General features: G+C 42.8%; 11 protein-coding genes. 10 read left to right on the top strand and 1 reads right to left on the bottom strand.

Annotated features, from left to right (window positions below; genetic code table 11):
- Window position 1: 1 nt before the first annotated feature.
- The gene (locus B7714_RS03050) at window positions 2-706 is read right to left on the bottom strand and encodes a CD20-like domain-containing protein (RefSeq protein WP_084859620.1); all 705 of its coding nucleotides are present in this window, start codon (window positions 704-706) and stop codon (window positions 2-4) included.
- Window positions 707-898: 192 nt separating this feature from the next.
- Here B7714_RS03050 and B7714_RS03045 point away from each other — a divergent pair, with 192 nt between their 5' ends.
- From B7714_RS03045 to B7714_RS03000, 10 genes are all read left to right on the top strand, one after another.
- Window positions 899-1,360 (top strand): MarR family winged helix-turn-helix transcriptional regulator, encoded by a 462-nt coding sequence (locus tag B7714_RS03045; protein WP_084859619.1) that lies wholly within the window; start codon window positions 899-901, stop codon window positions 1,358-1,360.
- Window positions 1,344-3,113: an ABC transporter ATP-binding protein gene (locus tag B7714_RS03040; RefSeq protein WP_084859618.1), complete on the top strand. Its 1,770-nt coding sequence runs from the start codon at window positions 1,344-1,346 to the stop codon at window positions 3,111-3,113. The genes B7714_RS03045 and B7714_RS03040 overlap by 17 nt, the downstream gene beginning before the upstream one ends.
- Window positions 3,103-4,863 (top strand): ABC transporter ATP-binding protein, encoded by a 1,761-nt coding sequence (locus B7714_RS03035; protein WP_084859617.1) that lies wholly within the window; start codon window positions 3,103-3,105, stop codon window positions 4,861-4,863. Before B7714_RS03040 ends, B7714_RS03035 begins: the two co-directional genes overlap by 11 nt.
- A gap of 96 nt (window positions 4,864-4,959) precedes the next feature.
- A complete protein-coding gene (locus B7714_RS03030; protein WP_084859616.1) occupies window positions 4,960-5,463 on the top strand; it encodes a phosphatase PAP2 family protein in 504 nt (167 codons plus the stop codon).
- A 113-nt stretch (window positions 5,464-5,576) separates the two neighbouring features.
- Window positions 5,577-6,023 carry a LytTR family DNA-binding domain-containing protein gene (locus B7714_RS03025; protein ID WP_084859615.1) on the top strand — a complete coding sequence of 149 codons (447 nt, stop codon included), beginning with the start codon at window positions 5,577-5,579 and terminating at the stop codon, window positions 6,021-6,023.
- A gap of 5 nt (window positions 6,024-6,028) precedes the next feature.
- A complete protein-coding gene (locus tag B7714_RS03020; protein ID WP_009729740.1) occupies window positions 6,029-6,703 on the top strand; it encodes a LiaF transmembrane domain-containing protein in 675 nt (224 codons plus the stop codon).
- A gap of 104 nt (window positions 6,704-6,807) precedes the next feature.
- On the top strand, window positions 6,808-6,996 hold the full coding sequence (rpmB, locus tag B7714_RS03015; protein ID WP_001140948.1) for a 50S ribosomal protein L28: 189 nt from the start codon (window positions 6,808-6,810) through the stop codon (window positions 6,994-6,996).
- 152 nt (window positions 6,997-7,148) lie between these two features.
- Complete coding sequence (locus B7714_RS03010) at window positions 7,149-7,514, top strand: Asp23/Gls24 family envelope stress response protein (protein ID WP_000216434.1); 366 nt, start codon at window positions 7,149-7,151, stop codon at window positions 7,512-7,514.
- A gap of 2 nt (window positions 7,515-7,516) precedes the next feature.
- Window positions 7,517-9,184: a DAK2 domain-containing protein gene (locus B7714_RS03005; RefSeq protein ID WP_070569243.1), complete on the top strand. Its 1,668-nt coding sequence runs from the start codon at window positions 7,517-7,519 to the stop codon at window positions 9,182-9,184.
- 176 nt (window positions 9,185-9,360) lie between these two features.
- A complete protein-coding gene (locus B7714_RS03000; protein WP_084859614.1) occupies window positions 9,361-17,205 on the top strand; it encodes a YSIRK-type signal peptide-containing protein in 7,845 nt (2,614 codons plus the stop codon).
- Window positions 17,206-17,288 lie beyond the last annotated feature (83 nt).

The following is a 17,288-nucleotide window of genomic DNA, read 5'->3' as shown; positions in this document are numbered from 1 at the left end:
CTTAGACTCTGGTTTCAGAGTCGTTTTGTTGCTTGTTTTTTTCTAGACCTAGACCGACTGCATGTTTTTGGACGAGCAAGAGCTGTCCATTGTCCTGTTTTGCAAAAGTTAAGGTAACGGTCTTGATTTTGTCGCCAATGGAGATATAGGTGATTTTTCTCGTATTGTACCCTCCGATAGTGGAGTCAAACTCAGAGTCTGGTAGTCCGTGTTTTTTGATAATATCCTTGTAGTTGGTACCACCTTTTCCTTTGTTATCAAGGTCACCTTCGATTAAGGCGTCAAACTCTTTTTGGGTCCAGGTGAAGTTATCGTCTTCTTCCTCCTCTGGGATGGAATAGGCGCTATCATCTGTCAAGTCGCTTTCTTCTTCGCGCTCCATTGAGGCACTTGCCTCGCTGTAGGAACGGTTAAACTCCCTGATAAACTCTTTGTAGACATTAGCGTACAGTACCTGGGTCGTAAAGAAAAGTACAACAGAGGCAACTGCGAGGGATGTTCCGATAATGGCCATTGTTTTTCGTTTTTTGAGGTTGACGATAAGGCCGATAATCCCCAAGATAAATGCGACGATGGCGATGAAAAACGATAGATAGTTAATAAATGGAATCCAGGACCCTAAAAGTGCGATGGCTCCAAAAATGGTTGCTAAGATTCCTAAAACTCGTTGTTCTTCTGGTTTCATTTGAAAGTTTTCTCCCTTCATCGAGTGAATGGATTTCTATCCACAGTAGTTAGTGCTTATTATAGAAAAAATATTGCCTAATGTCAATTTAAACTAAAATAGTTCTCTTGGAAACTTTTTTCTTGACATCTTTTCTGAAAATGATAAAATAGTTCTCATGGAAACTTATATAGTTCTTGTGAGAACTATATTTATCGTAAGAAAGGAGCAATCATGGACAAGCCGATGTTAATGTTCAAACGTTTTGGGCATCAGGTTCATCTGATGGTACAGAAAGAAGCCAAGCGATGTGGCATTGAATTTATGGGTGGACCGCAAGGGCAGGTTCTGCGTTTTTTAGATCATTGTGAACAAAAAGAGGAACTGGTCTTGATTAAGGATATCGAGCAGGAACTCAATATTACCAAATCTGTGGCGAGTAATCTAGTCAAGCGCATGGTACAAAATGGTTTGGTCGAGTTAGAGGCGAGCCCGAGCGATAAGCGGGCAAAATTTGTTCGCCTGACGGAGAAATCGCGTTCGCAGATGCAAAAAGTTAAAGCTTTTTTTGATCGGATCGATCAGAGTCTGCTAGAGGGTGTTTCAAAGTCCGACTTGGCAATCTTTGAAAAGGTCCTCAGTCAGTTGCAAGAAAATGTTGAGAAGATAGGAGGAGAGAATGAAGAAACTCGCTAAACGTATTACAGGAAAAGAGTGGGGAATGATCGTCCTTACGATTCTTTTCACTTGTTTCTCGGTCTATCTAGAGTTAGAGGTGCCGACCTACATTTCAGAAATAACAGAATTGATTGGAACACCGGGTACGGAGTTAGGACAACTATGGTCTCCTGCTGCCAAGATGATGGGCTTATCTCTCCTAGCCTTTTTGTCTTCTGTAACAGTTGGATTTTTTGCTTCTCGTGTTGCAGCGTCTTACACGACTCACTTGCGAAGAGATGTTTTTAATCGTGTTCTAGATTTTTCGCAAACGGAAATCAAACGTTTTTCAATCCCCAGTCTTTTGACTCGAACGACCAATGATATTACGCAGGTTCAGATGCTCTTTACTATGGGCTTGCAGGTAGTGACTCGTGGGCCTATCATGGCCATCTGGGCCATTGGAAAAATCCTTGGGAAGTCGGAATACTGGCTCTGGGCAGTAGTGGTGGCCGTCATTGTCAATGTCTTGATGACTACTGTTCTCATTACTCTAGCCTTTCCAAAACAATCTGTCATTCAAAAATTGACAGATAAACTCAATAGCATCACCCGTGAAAGTTTGACAGGGATTCGGGTTGTTCGTGCTTATAATGCTGAGAATTACCAAGATGAAAAATTTGAAGCAGCCAACGATGAGGTGACTCGTCTCAACCTTTTTGTCAACCGTTTGATGGCGATTATGAACCCGATTATGATGGCGATTTCCAGCGGTTTGACCTTGGCTATTTACTGGATTGGAGCCTATCTGATCAACGATGCTAGTTTGACCGACCGTTTGCCACTCTTTAGTGATATGGTGGTTTTCATGTCTTATGCCATGCAGGTTGTAATGGGATTCCTACTCATGGGTGCACTCTTTATCGTTCTTCCTCGGACCTTGGTTTCTGCAGGACGTATCAACCAAGTTTTGGATTTGCATCCTTCTATTAAGAATCCGAGTCAAGCACAGGCTGCAGATTCTTCAGTTCAAGGACAAGTGGAATTCCGTGACGTAACCTTCCGATACTCTCAAAACTCAGAAGCAGTTGTGGAACATGTTACTTTTAAAGCCGAAGCAGGTCAAACAGTTGCCTTTATCGGATCAACTGGATCTGGGAAATCTACTCTAGTCAACCTAATACCTCGTTTTTATGATGTCTCATCTGGTCAAATCCTAGTAGATGGTGTCGATGTGCAAGATTACAACTTGGAAGACTTGCGTAATAAGGTCGGCTATATCCCACAAAAAGCTGTGCTCTTTTCTGGAGATGTTAAGGGTAATCTCGACTTTGGTAAGAGTAAAGAAAGTCCTCTCAGCGAACCTGCTATGTGGCAAGCTTTGGAATTGGCTCAATCTAAGAACTTTATCGAGGATAAGGAAGCAGGTCTGTCCTCTGAAGTAGCCCAAGGTGGGACCAACTTCTCAGGAGGTCAAAGACAACGCTTGGCTATTGCCCGGGCCTTGGCTCGTAAGCCAGAGATTCTTATCTTTGATGACTCTTTCTCAGCCTTGGACTACAAGACAGACCGGATCTTGCGCCAAGAATTAGCTGAAAAAACACAATCCTTGACTAAGTTAATCGTTGCTCAACGCATCTCAACCATCATGGATGCCGACCTGATCTTGGTTTTGGATCAAGGTAAAGTCGTGGGACAAGGCACCCACAAAGAACTTCTAGCTACTAACGAAGTCTACCAAGAAATTGCCTACTCACAACTATCGAAGGAGGAATTGGAAGATGGAAAATAAAAAAGTTTCGGTCTGGAAACAGTGCAAACCTTATATGGCAGGCCTCCAACTCCCTCTCCTAATAGCAGTTGTGGCTGCAGTCATTTCAAGTATCATTACCGTTTATGGTCCAACTAAGATTAAAGAAATTACTAACTTGATTTCAGATGGCTTGGCTACAGAAATCGACTTGGTAGCTGTGTCAAACATTGCTGGATTTTTGGTTGTTCTGTATGTATTTGGAGCTATCCTTAATTATACACAGGCCTATATCTTTTCAACGAGCATTCAGCATTTTTCAAAACGCTTGCGGACAGCAATCGCTGAAAAAATCAATCGTTTGCCACTTGGCTATTTTGACCGTCATTCGCAAGGGGACACCCTTTCGCGCGTGACCAATGATGTGGATACAGCAGCGCAATCTCTCAACCAAAGTTTAGGAACTGTTCTTTCAGCTAGTTTCTTGCTGATTGCCGTTTTGGTGACCATGTTTGGGATGAACTGGATTTTGGCATTGGTAACCGTTGTATCAACCCTTGTTGGTTTTGCGGCGGTTTCCGTAATCATGGCCAAGTCACAGGGTTATTTTAAAGCTCAGCAAAATAATCTAGCGGCCGTCAATGGTTACGTAGAAGAAATGTACTCAGGTCATAATGTTGTGACCAGCTACAACGCAGTGGACACCTCCAAAGCGAGATTTGCAGGTTTAAACCAAGACTTGCATGATAGTATCTGGAAATCTCAGTTTATCTCTGGTATCATGATGCCAGCCATGTTCTTTGTTGGGAACTTTAGTTATGTCTTAGTCATCATCGTTGGGGCCGCGCTGGCGTTAGAAGGGCATATCACTATAGGGATTATCGTAGCCTTTATGGTTTACGTACGGACCTTCTCTCAACCTCTGTCACAGATTGCCCAAGGGATTACGAGCTTGCAACAAGCGAGCGCAGCCATGACTCGTGTATTAGAATTTCTAGCTGAAGCAGAGATGCAGGATGAATCTCACAAGGAAAGACAATTGAGTAGCATGAAAGGGGAAGTGGTTTTTGATCACGTATCCTTTGGCTATACACCAGAGCGCACCATCATCCATGACTTTTCTGCGACAGCTCATGCAGGTCAGAAAGTCGCTATCGTTGGACCGACTGGAGCTGGTAAGACAACCATTGTCAATCTTTTGATGAAGTTCTATGAGCTAGATAAGGGAAGTATCCGCATCGATGGTGTGGATACCAAGGACATGAAGCGCTCAGAAGTACATGATGCCTTTTCAATGGTCTTGCAAGATACTTGGCTCTTTGAAGGAACGATTCGAGAGAACCTGATCTATAATCAGACAGACATCAGTGATGAACGAATGATGGAAGCCAGCAAGGCTGTGGGAATCCACCACTTTATCATGACCTTGCCAGATGGTTACGATACTGTTTTGGACGACACTGTGACCTTGTCTGTCGGACAGAAACAGCTCTTGACCATTGCTCGTGCTTTGTTGAAAGATGCGCCACTCCTAATTTTGGATGAAGCGACATCCTCAGTTGACACACGTACAGAGGAATTGATCCAAAAAGCCATGGACCGTTTGATGGAGGGTAGAACTTCCTTTGTCATCGCCCACCGCTTGTCTACTATCCGAAATGCCGACTTGATTCTTGTCATGAAAGATGGAAATATCATTGAGCAAGGCAATCACGAGGAACTGATGGCGCAAGGTGGCTTCTACGCCGACTTGTACAACAGTCAATTTACAGAAGACGAAGCAGAAGAATAAATCAAAAGAAGGCTTGACGGCCTTCTTTTTCTGCACTATACTAGAAGACAAGTGCCTCACCTAGAGGTAAAAATAAAGTGATAATGAGAAAAATACATGAAAAATTATCAAGAATGGTATCGAAATATCAGCTCCAGACTAACTAGTCGTCCAATCCTTTTATTCCTATTACGCAGTTTCAATCGTTTGATGACAGTCGCCATGCCCCTGGTCTATCTGATCTTGCTAGTCACCACTTACCTGCAACTAGGACTTGGTCAGCAAGTTGGGGTTTATGTGCTTATCCCTGCCTCGGGCTTTGTGATCTTGTCCCTGTTTCGTAAGAAAATCAATCACCCGCGACCTTATGAAACTTGGGATATCTGTCCCCTTCTTGATAAGGATAGTTCGGGACGGTCGATGCCCAGTCGCCATGTCTTTTCGGCAACTATCATCTCCATGGTCTGTCTGCATGCTAGTCTACCTGTTGGCTTAGCATGCTTGATTTTTTCAGCTTTGCTGGGACTGGTGAGGGTTTTAGGGGGGGTTCATTATCCCAAGGATGTCTTGGTTGGCTATGCTTGTGGTCTGGTGTGGGGATTCCTTTTCTTCTTATTCTGACATGTAAGTTAAGCTAGTCCTACAACCACTTACTGCTTCAAATTGACCACTTGCTTTTTTGCCCTTGTATTCCTAACTTAGCTTTGATATAGTAGAGTCAGAAAGGAGATGTGATGAAGTTACGAATTGAGATTGACGGCAATTTAGAGGAGACTGAAATTGTCATCAAGACCCCTGCTTTGACAGATGAAATTGCAGATTTGCAACGGATCTTGCAAGAGTCAAAGGCTCCGAGGTTGACTTTTTACAAGGGGACAGGTGAATATTATCTAGACCTGTCAGAAATTCTCTTCTTTGAAACAGAAGGGAGCAAGATCTATGCTCATAACCAGAAGGAAGCCTATGAAGTTCGTCTCAAGCTCTATGAGTTAGAGTCCATCTTGCCTCGCTATTTTAGTCGAGTTTCCAAGTCAACTATTGCAAACATCCGTCAGATTTACTCAGTGGACAAGTCCTTTTCAGGAACGGGCACCATTTCCTTTTATCAGACGCACAAGGAGGTTCATGTCTCACGACATTACCAATCCCTCCTAAAAGAAAATCTAAGAAACATGAGGTAAAAAACATGAAAAAGAAAGCATTTGGTATTGTTTTATTGGTTTTAGCAGCTTGGATCTTGCTGCAAGGGAATTTTGGAATTCCTTCTTTGGATGGTAAGATATGGCCTTTGATTGGTATCGCCTTTTTTGCTTACCAATCAGTTGAAGCTTTGCTTCGACGTCATCTAACATCAGCAGTTTTTACCGCTCTAGTAGCCTTAATGATTGCGAATCATTTTTATAACATTTTTCCTATTCCAAACCAGTCTTTGTTTTGGGCTAGTATCTTAGCAGTGCTAGGTGTTGGTTATCTGACGCATTCAAGTAAGTTCTGGAATGAAAAAAAATGGTGGTACAATGGGAAAAAAACAGTCGTCACGGATAAGGAAGTCGCTTTTGGGAGCGGGACCTTCTATAAGCAAGATCAAGATCTCGTAGATGACCAAGTGGAAGTCGCTTTTGGGGATGCTAAAATCTACTATGATAATGCAGAGATGCTAGGTGATTTTGCAACTTTAAATATTGAAGTGGCCTTCGGGAATGCAACCGTCTATGTTCCACAACACTGGCGTGTCGATTTGAAAGTAGAAACCTCCTTTGGTGCAGCTAAGGCAGATGCTCCTGTAGCGCCAACAAACAAAACCTTGATTATTCGTGGGGAAGTTGCTTTTGGCAAACTTGGAGTTGTTTACGTTAAATAAAAAAATAGTTTAGGCCCTTGATAAATTCGAGAAAGTGTGATAACATAGTACGGTATGTGGTGCTAGCACATCCGCTATATTAGATCTAATAGGAGGAAAACACAATGGCTAAAGTATGTTACTTTACAGGTCGTAAGACTGTATCAGGAAACAACCGTTCACACGCGATGAACCAAACAAAACGTGCCGTAAAACCAAACCTTCAAAAAGTTACTGTTCTTATCGATGGTAAACCTAAAAAAGTTTGGGCTTCAGCTCGTGCTTTGAAATCAGGTAAAGTTGAACGCGTTTAAGAAAAATGAAAAGACCAGTTAGGTCTTTTTCTTTTGCTCTAAGGATAAAACCATTTGAAAAATAGAGTAAATATCCGCCGATACAGCATTCTGCTTTTACACTTGGGCTGAAATATGATAAAATAGAGTATCAACTAGTTGAGGTAAAAAAAATGACTGTAAAAATTAATACAAAAGATGGTCAAATCGAACTGACAGATGAAGTGATTGCAACCGTAGTAGGTGGTGCCGCAACTGAGATTTTTGGTGTGGTCGGTATGGCTAGTAAAAATGCCCTCAAAGATAATTTCCAAGCCCTTCTTGGTAAGGAAAATTATTCTAAGGGTGTTGTTATAAAAGCAGCCGAAGATGGTAGCATTGCAGTTGATGTTTATACCGTATTGAGCTACGGAGTAAAGATAAGCGAAGTGTCAAAAAACATTCAAGAGCGTGTTCGTTTTAGTTTAGAAAATCAACTAGGAATTACTGCTCAGACTGTGAATGTCTACATTCAAAATATCAAAGTTGTAGGAGAATAATCGTGTCAAAAATTACTACCAGTTTATTCCAAGAGATGGTGCAGGCTGCATCAACTCGTTTGAATAAGCAAGCAGAATATGTCAATTCATTGAACGTCTTTCCAGTTCCAGATGGAGATACTGGGACAAACATGGGAATGACCATCGAAAATGGTGCGAAAGAAGTAGCAGACAAGCCTGCTTCTACAGTTGGAGAAGTGGCGAGCATTCTTGCTAAGGGGCTCTTGATGGGTGCGCGTGGAAACTCAGGGGTTATCACTTCTCAGCTCTTCCGTGGCTTCTCTCAGGCTATCAAGGAAAAAGATGAATTAACAGGTCAAGACTTGGCTCTTGCCTTCCAATCCGGTGTCGAAGTAGCTTACAAGGCTGTTATGAAACCAGTCGAAGGAACTATTTTGACAGTTTCTCGTGGAGCGGCTATTGGGGCTAAGAAAAAAGCCGAGGAGACAGATGATGCTGTTGAGGTCATGCGTGCAGCCTTGGAAGGCGCAAAAGCAGCTTTGGCTAAGACACCAGAAATGCTTCCAGTCCTTAAGGAAGTTGGTGTGGTAGACTCAGGTGGTCAAGGTTTGGTCTTCATCTACGAAGGATTCCTTTCAGCTCTTACTGGTGAATACAGTGCTTCTGAAGACTTTGTAGCGACTCCTGCAAACATGAGTGAAATGATTAATGCAGAGCACCACAAGTCTGTAGCAGGTCATGTGGCAACTGAGGATATTACCTTCGGTTACTGTACAGAGATTATGGTAGCCCTCAAACAAGGTCCAACTTATTCTAAGGACTTTGACTACGATGAATTCCGTAACTACTTGAATGACTTAGGCGACTCACTGCTTGTTGTCAACGATGATGAGATCGTCAAAGTTCACGTCCATACAGAAGATCCAGGTCTTGTCATGCAAGAAGGTCTCAAATATGGTAGCTTGATTAAGGTAAAAGTGGACAACATGCGTAACCAACACGAGGCGCAAGTTGAAAAAGAAGCAACTCAAGGCAACAAGCCTGCTGAAACAAAAGAGTATGCCCTTATCGCAGTAGTAGCTGGTCAAGGTTTAGCAGATATCTTCCGTGCTCAAGGTGTGGATTATGTTATCGAAGGTGGTCAGACGATGAACCCTTCAACAGAAGACTTTATCAAGGCTGTTGAACAGGTCAATGCTCGCAACATCATCTTTTTGCCAAACAACAAAAATATCTTTATGGCAGCTCAGTCTGCGGCTGAAGTGCTTGAACAACCTGCTGTTGTGGTAGAAGCACGTACAATTCCTCAAGGATTGACCAGTCTTCTTGCCTTTGACCCAAGCAAATCAATCGAAGAAAACCAAGAACGCATGACTGCGGCCCTTGGTGATGTCGTAAGCGGTAGTGTAACAACTGCTGTTCGTGATACAACTATCGATGGATTAGCAATTCATGAAAATGACAATCTTGGTATGGTAGATGGGAAAATCCTCGTGTCAAACCCTGACATGCACCAAACCTTGACTGAAACATTGAAACATATGTTGGACGAAGATAGTGAAATCGTGACTTTCTATGTCGGTGAAGACGGAAGCGAAGAACTTGCCAATGAAATTGCCCAAGAAATCGCAGAAGAATTTGAAGATGTTGAAGTAGAGATTCACCAAGGTCAACAACCCGTATATCCATATCTTTTCAGTGTGGAATAATGGTGAAAATTGAGTAAAAACAACAGAAGGAAGCTGGTTTTACAGCTTCCTTTTTCTATGCAAATGGAGTTATAAAGAAATTTCTGTAGAAATGAACATTCTATTGGAAATTCTATTTACTATAAGTTATAATGATAAAGCTGTTATGTTAGATTAAGTATGAATATAAAGGAGAAATGATGAAGAAAAAAATTTTTAATCAATCTTTTTCCCGCTTTTCAATTAGAAAGTTAAGTGTTGGGACCTGTTCGGTATTGCTAGGAACTTTTATGGTCATGGCTACTTCTCCAGTGCAAGCGGATGAAGCTCAAGTCAACAATAAGGAACAACAAACGCAGGCGGAAATTCAACAGAAGGAAAAAAGTGCTGAGAATGGACAGGAAGTCATTTCTGAACCTCAAAAAGAAGCTACACAGAACGAAGCAGTTAAGGACCTGAAGGATAAAGCTGAGCCGTCCAAAACAGAAGTATCTGCACCAGTCGCTCAGAGCCAACCAGTTTCTCAAGTTGACAATATCAAGGAAGCGAGTCAGCCTTCTTTAGATGAGGAGAAAAAGCAATCTCTAGAATCAACTCAAACTGAGCAGAAAAGCAAGGAAGAAAGCGGTTCTAGTGGAAAAACTTCTTCAAGACGCAAGAGATCGCTAGATGAAGTCAATGCAGAATTTAAAACTCATTCGCCAATCAAAGAGATCCATGCGGTAGATAGTGTTCGTGAGTCCTTGACTTTTAGTATTACTGGGCACGAAGCAGACTATTCTGGTGGGTATATTAAAATTCATTTCCAAAATGGTAAGGCGATTAAATTGACCCCTTCTCCAGTTGGTGGTGTAAAGTTCAGCCAAGAAAAAACGAATGGAGACCTTGATTTAAAGATAGAACCTACAAATCTGAGAGGTGGAGCAAACTATAACTTCGTCTATACTTTTCAGATGGATCCTTTGACGCAGAACTGGGGAGGTGCTGTCCAAGCCATTGGGCCGGACCATAAAGTGACAGCGACTGCTAAGCTCTATGACAAAAATGGCAATGTCCTCAAAGAACTTGGAAGTATTGAACACACGTGGAAAGTCTTAGAAAACGGTGTAGGGGGTCTGACACCAATGTCTAATAATCAGGTCATTGGCTACGATCGAAACAATGATGGTATCGTTGACGAAGATTCGTCTCGTGTGTCCTTCTATCTATTTAATGGTGCGAAAGATCCTAAGAATAATACGGCAAGAAATGATTACTTCAACTATGGAAATGGTGTCTTTGATGGTCGTATGATCAATGGTATGGGGATTAGTGATGTCGGTGGCCATATTATTGATCCTGTCACATCCTATACCTATAATATAGAGTTAAAAGAAGGCTATGAGTTGACAGATGAAGCCAAAGCTCTAGGATGGACTGCCGATGCGACGGGTTACCATCTGACTATTAATAGAGCAAATAATCCGCTTCAAGATATTAATAACAATAAAAACAAGCTCATTCCAATTTCTTTCAAGTTAAAGAATGCCAAAGTAGCGGATATTAATAGAAAAGCGCAAAACCTAACTGTGACGGGTATCTATACAAAAGCAGATGGGACTAGCTATCAAAATACGGTCGTTCTGCCTTATACTCTCCTTGTTCAAAAAACAGACCAGTCAGAGTCTTCTCTCTTTGAGTTTAGACACTATAATCAGTCTGACTCGGAGATAATTCGTTCTTATGGTGAAACAGAATACCGTTCTAATGTTCGACTTTCATCAGTCGCTGAGGTTGAAAAAGATTATCCTATCAATGACTACACTTTCACTCATAAAATACAGGATTCACGAGAGTCTTATCGAGAAGTAAACGTGATTGAGGAGCGTCAATGGAATGAATTTTTCTCTTCACCGGACGCATCCGTAGAAGTATACAATAAAGCTACAGGTGAGTTATTAGGTACTTTTAATAGTAACACCCGTAGTCTACGATTGACGGAAGAGCAAGATGTGAAGGAACTGGAGTACAAGTTTAAAAATATCAAGATGAGGAAGTCCTCAACAAATGATACTTCGGCATTTTTTTTCCAGACAAAAACACGTTTTAATAATTGGGAAAGTCTCTATAAAGATTCGACGATTAGTAAGTTGGATTCTAGAACGGATTCCACTTTTAACAATACTCGTAACACTGTTTCCTTCTCTCAAACGGCTTCAGCCGAATTGACGCGTGTTATCCAGCAAATTTCAATGATTGGGCGAGCCCGAACAGATGTTTTCAATCGACATACAGATGCTTCTGGTTTTAAGCAAGATTTTATCACAAGGACTGCGGGTAAAGACACCCCTACTCAGAACTTCGCAAACTTGACGGGAGTTTACCATCTGGCTTATTTGGCTGATCCACAATTAAACTTTAGTGGAAACCCTAATTTTAAGGTTTATTATAATTACAAAGATACTGGGAAAACTCTCTACTATGCCCAAGTAAAGGGGACTCCAGACTCCCCTATGCCTCCAACGCTTTTGAAGTTGGAAAACAAAACGATTCCAAATGGGACCTATACCTATAAAGCGATTGCTTTCTGGGATGAGGAACTTCCTGACGTTCAAGCTCAGAATGGTTACGACTTGGGGGAGCTTGACGGCATTACAGTTACCTTGAAAAATTCAGTTTCTTATGACTTCGATGTGATCGTACAGGCTTCTGAAGCGAGTGGTGTCTACTCTGAAGTGAAGAGAGCTACAAATCAACACTTTGCCTACAATACCCAAGAGCACTATCCTGGTGATGAGATTGATTTCAGAGTGACCTATAAAAACGCATCTAAACAGCCGGTTTCAGACGTTTATGTTTTGTCATCCTTGCCGATGAAAGGTGATAAACAGCTAGAATCCAGAAATCGTGGTTCTGGATTTACAGTGAGTTTGACAAAAGCTTTAACACCACCTTCAGGCTGGGAAGTTCAATATAGTCGTACTGCGGGCACTGCTACAGAAATTAATGCTTCACAATGGCTCACAGCAGATCAAGTGTCGGATTGGTCAGAGATTCGTGCAGTTCGTTGGCATTCGACTGCTCCGGTTGCTGCTGGAAGTAGTGTTCAGTTTCCTATCGATGGAGCAGTTATCGGGCAAGATACTGCCTCAGGTGCTACAGCTTATCTTTCTTCGGCTCTGGCAAATGGTAGTTCCAAGTACACTGAGTCCAATAATGTTTCAATCCAAATGTCCACCAAACTGTCATCTGCAAGTTTCACCTTTGTGGATGTAAATGATCCGTCTAAGGAAGTGCAACTAGGACAGGTAGACACAGTTGTAGGCAAACCTAATGGACCAATTTCTTATGATCCTGTTCGTCGAATTAAGGAATTAGAAGATGCAGGATATGAACTGATTAGTAACGATTTTACAGATCATACCTTTGGTGACTCGGCTAGTCCAAAACAATTCAAGTTTCAGTTTAGACACAAGATTACAGAACTAACCGAAACTGTTCGTGGAACTCGCGAGGTTGATTTTGAATATCTCAAAAAAACAAACCATTCTGATTTATCACTCCTCCCTCCAAAACATGTTGAGACTCATTCGTTTACTCGAACTAAGAGAATTGATCAGGTTTTGGCGAAACGGCAACCAAATGATGCGACAGCAGGTGTGACATACTCAGCCTGGTCTGCAGACCAAACTTGGTCTCAAGTGATTTCTCCTGAAATTCCTGGCTATTATCCAAGAGAGGATATTGACGCAAACACAATGTCGGGAGAAGGAGCTCTCGATGAATATTTATTGACCGCGGATGATCCTAGAGATGAAGAGTTGGAAAAAGAATTTACCTGGTATCGGGTGGTGTATTATATTCCACTTCCAGTTGTCCCTTCAGCAAGTGCAGCGAAATCTAAAGGCCTTCAAGGGCAGAAGCAGGCAGCGACGATTCAATTTGATGAGGATAGAGCAAGCGAGAGCGAGGTCCACTTTACAAAAGGGACAACAACCATTAATGGAGCAAAGAAATCCGTTGAACTAGTCCAAAGTAGTGTCTTTCTTTATGATGAGAATGGACAAAAGGTAACTTCGCTAACCATTGCCGACCAAGGGACGTACGATTTAGATCTTGTAAATAAAACAATTGTCTTTACTCCCCTGAAAACCTTCTATGGTCCGGTAACTCCAGTTCAAGTTGGAGTGGTGGATAAAAATGGGGAGTCGGCTGTAACGACCTATACCCCAGTTGTTGAGAAAGTAACTCCGACTGGTTCAGGTGATAAGACAGAAGGACTTCAAGGTCAAGTCCAAGAAGGTAAAGTGACCTTCACTCCAGGCCATGACTCAGTTCCATTCCCAGCTGATTCAACTCCACTATTTGACAATGGTACATCTGTGAAGGAAGTGCCAAATGTTGGTAAGTTTGAAGTGGACGCAGAAGGTAAGGTAACCTTCACCCCAGATAAACAGTTCAAGGGTGAAACACCAGAACTTGAATTGACTCGTGTTGATGCCAACGGAACTCCAGTTACTGTCAAGTACCAAGCGGTGGTGAAAGAAGTAACCCCAACCAGCACTAACGCAACCAGCACAGGTCCTCAGGGTGTTCCACAAACAGGCACTCCAAGCTTTCAAGGTGGTGACCCACTTGTTCCAATCGATGAAGCAGTTGAACCAACCTTCGCAGATGGAAGCAAGGAAAAAGTGATTTCAGGTCAAGGAACCTACACGATTGCACCAGACGGAACTGTAACTTTCACTCCAGACAAACAGTTTGTTGGAAACCCAACTCCAGTCACAGTGAAACGGGTGGATAAGAACGGTACCCCGGTGACTGCGACCTACAGTCCAGAGTTTACGAAAGTAACGCCAACTGGTACAGGTGATAAGACAGAGGGGTTTCAAGGTCAGGCCCAAGAAGGTAAAGTGACCTTCACGCCAGGCCATGACTCTGTTCCATTCCCAGCTGATTCAATTCCACTATTTGACACTGGGACAGCTGTGAAAGAAGTACCAAATGTTGGTAAGTTTGAAGTGGACGCAGAAGGCAAGGTAACCTTCACCCCAGACAAACAGTTCAAGGGGGAAACACCAGAACTTGAATTGACTCGTGTGGATGCCAATGGAACTCCTGTTACTGTCAAGTACCAAGCAGTAGTGAAAGAAGTAGTTCCAACTTCAACGGATGCCACTTCAAATGGTATCCAAGGTCAACCGCAAAAAGGTACCCCAACCTTCACAGAAGGTAATCCAGCTGTTCCACTGGATGATACGAAACCAATGACTTTCGAAGATGGACAGTCAACGAAAACAGTTCCGGGTGTAGGTGAATACAGCATCAATCCAGATGGCTCTATTACCTTTACACCAGAAAAACAATATGTTGGTACTCCAGCTCCAGTAACGGTTAAACGAGTCGATAAGAATGGCACCCTAGTTACTGCGACATATACCCCAACAGTGACCAAGGTAACACCAACAGGAACCGGCGCAACCAGCACAGGCCCTCAAGGACTTCTGCAAACAGGAACTCCAACGTTTAAAGGTGGTGACCCATTAGTTCCAATCGATGAAACAGTAGAGCCAACCTTCGCAGATGGAAGCAAAGAGAAATCTATTCCAGGTCAAGGAACCTACACGATTGCACCAGACGGAACTGTAACCTTCACTCCAGACAAGCAGTTTGTTGGAAACCCAGCTCCAGTTACAGTGAAACGTGTGGATAAGAATGGCACCCCAGTTACTGCGACATACAGCCCAGAGTTTACTAAGGTAACTCCAACTGGAACCGGTGCAACAAGTACAGGTCCTCAAGGACTTCCACAAACTGGTACTCCAATCTTCCAAGGTGGTGATCCACTGGTTCCAATTGATGAAACAGTCGAGCCAACCTTCGAAGATGGAAGCAAAGAGAAGACCATTCCAGGTCAAGGAACCTATACGATTGCTCCAGACGGAACAGTAACCTTCACTCCAGACAAGCAGTTTGTAGGCAAACCAGATCCAGTCACAGTCAAACGCGTAGATAAGAATGGTACCCCAGTTACTGCGACTTATAGTCCAGAGTTTACGAAAGTAACGCCAACTGGTTCAGGTGATAAGACAGAAGGTTTGCAAGGTCAGGTACAAGAAGGTAAAGTGACCTTCACTCCAGGCCATGATTCTGTTCCATTCCCAGCTGATTCAACTCCACTATTTGACAATGGTGCAACTGTGAAAGAAGTGCCAAATGTTGGTAAGTTCGAAGTGGACGCAGATGGTAAGGTGACCTTCACTCCTGATAAACAGTTCAAGGGTGAAACACCAGAACTTGAATTGACTCGTGTGGATGCCAACGGAACTCCTGTTACTGTCAAGTACCAAGCGGTGGTGAAAGAAGTAACCCCAACCAGCACTAACGCAACCAGCACAGGTCCTCAGGGTGTTCCACAAACAGGCACTCCAAGCTTCCAAGGTGGCGATCCACTGGTTCCAATCGATGAAACAGTTGAGCCAACCTTCGAAGATGGAAGCAAAGAGAAGACTATTCCAGGTCAAGGAACTTACACGATTGCACCAGACGGCACAGTGACCTTCACCCCAGACAAACAGTTTGTCGGAAACCCAACTCCAGTTACAGTCAAACGTGTGGATAAGAACGGCACCCCAGTTACTGCAACTTATAGTCCAGAGTTTACGAAAGTAACACCAACAGGAACTAGCGCAACTAGCACGGGTCCTCAGGGTGTTCCACAAACAGGCACTCCAAGCTTCCAAGGTGGTGATCCACTGGTTCCAATCGATGAAACAGTTGAACCAACCTTCGAAGATGGAAGCAAAGAGAAGACTATTCCAGGCCAAGGAACTTACACGATTGCACCAGACGGAACTGTAACTTTCACCCCAGACAAACAGTTTGTTGGAAACCCAACTCCAGTCACAGTCAAACGTGTGGATAAGAATGGCACCCCAGTTACTGCGACTTACAGCCCAGAGTTTACTAAGGTGACTCCAACTGGTAAAGATACTTCTTCAGTTAACATTAAGGGTCTTGTTCAAACAGGTACGCCAACATTTGAAGGTGGTAATCCGCTTGTTCCAATCGATGAAACTGTGGCGGCGACATTTGAAGATGGAACAACTGAAAAAGTGATTCCAGGTGAAGGAACTTATGCAATCTCACTAGATGGCATCGTCACCTTCACTCCAGAAGCTAATTTTGTAGGAAAAGGAACAGGCGTAACGATTGTCCGCAAGGATAAGAATGGTACTCCAGTTACTGCAAGCTATCGCCCAACAGTTGTAGATCCATCTACTGGTCATGACACGACTTCTACAGGAGCAAAAGGCCAACCACAAGTGGCAACACCAACGTTTGAAAGACATATCGATAGTACAGTTCCACCAACCTTTGAGGATGGCAGCACGACTATGGTTGTTCCGGGTGAAGGAAGCTATACAATTGATAAAGATGGTCAAATTACCTTTACTCCAGAACCAGACTTTGTTGGTACAGCTAAAGGATTGGTTGTGAAACGTTTGGATGTGTATGGAAATGTAGTTACTGCTCGCTACACACCAACTGTCCTTGGACAAACACAAGTGAGTGATGCGACATCAGAAGGTCTTAAAGGTCAAACTCAGACTGGTAAACCAAACTTTACAGGTGATGTCGATCTGACAGTTCCGCCAACCTTTGAAGATGGAACAACTGAAAAAGTCGTTCCAGGTGAAGGAACTTATGTAATCTCACCAGATGGCACCGTCACCTTTACCCCTGAGGCAGACTTTGTAGGACAAGCCAAAGGTGTGAAAGTGATCCGTAAAGACCGTAATGGAAATATCATTTCAGGATTCTATACTCCAACAGTAGTAGAACTTCCAGAGCAAGTGAAGCCGTCTGATAAAAAAGAACTTTCAGTACCTGATTCGAAACCAGATCAATTGACCCAAAACATCTCTGTAGAAAAAAATCAACTTCCAAATACAGGAAGTCAAGAAGATGGTTTGAAAAATCTAGGAATTCTGACAGCCCTAGCAGGTGCCATGACACTTGGATTGCTAGGTAAAAAGAAACGAAACGATGAATCAGACTAATCATTTTTAAGAACCGAGAAATCGGTTCTTTTTTATGACATTTGTCATATTTCCTAGTGACAGAAGCATCTAGCTCCGCCAAC

The sequence above is a fragment of the Streptococcus oralis subsp. oralis genome (assembly GCF_002096595.1).
Taxonomy (GTDB): Bacteria; Bacillota; Bacilli; order Lactobacillales; family Streptococcaceae; genus Streptococcus; species Streptococcus oralis_D.
Note: the sequence above shows the minus strand (reverse complement) of the source record. Positions and strands in the feature narration are given on the sequence as shown.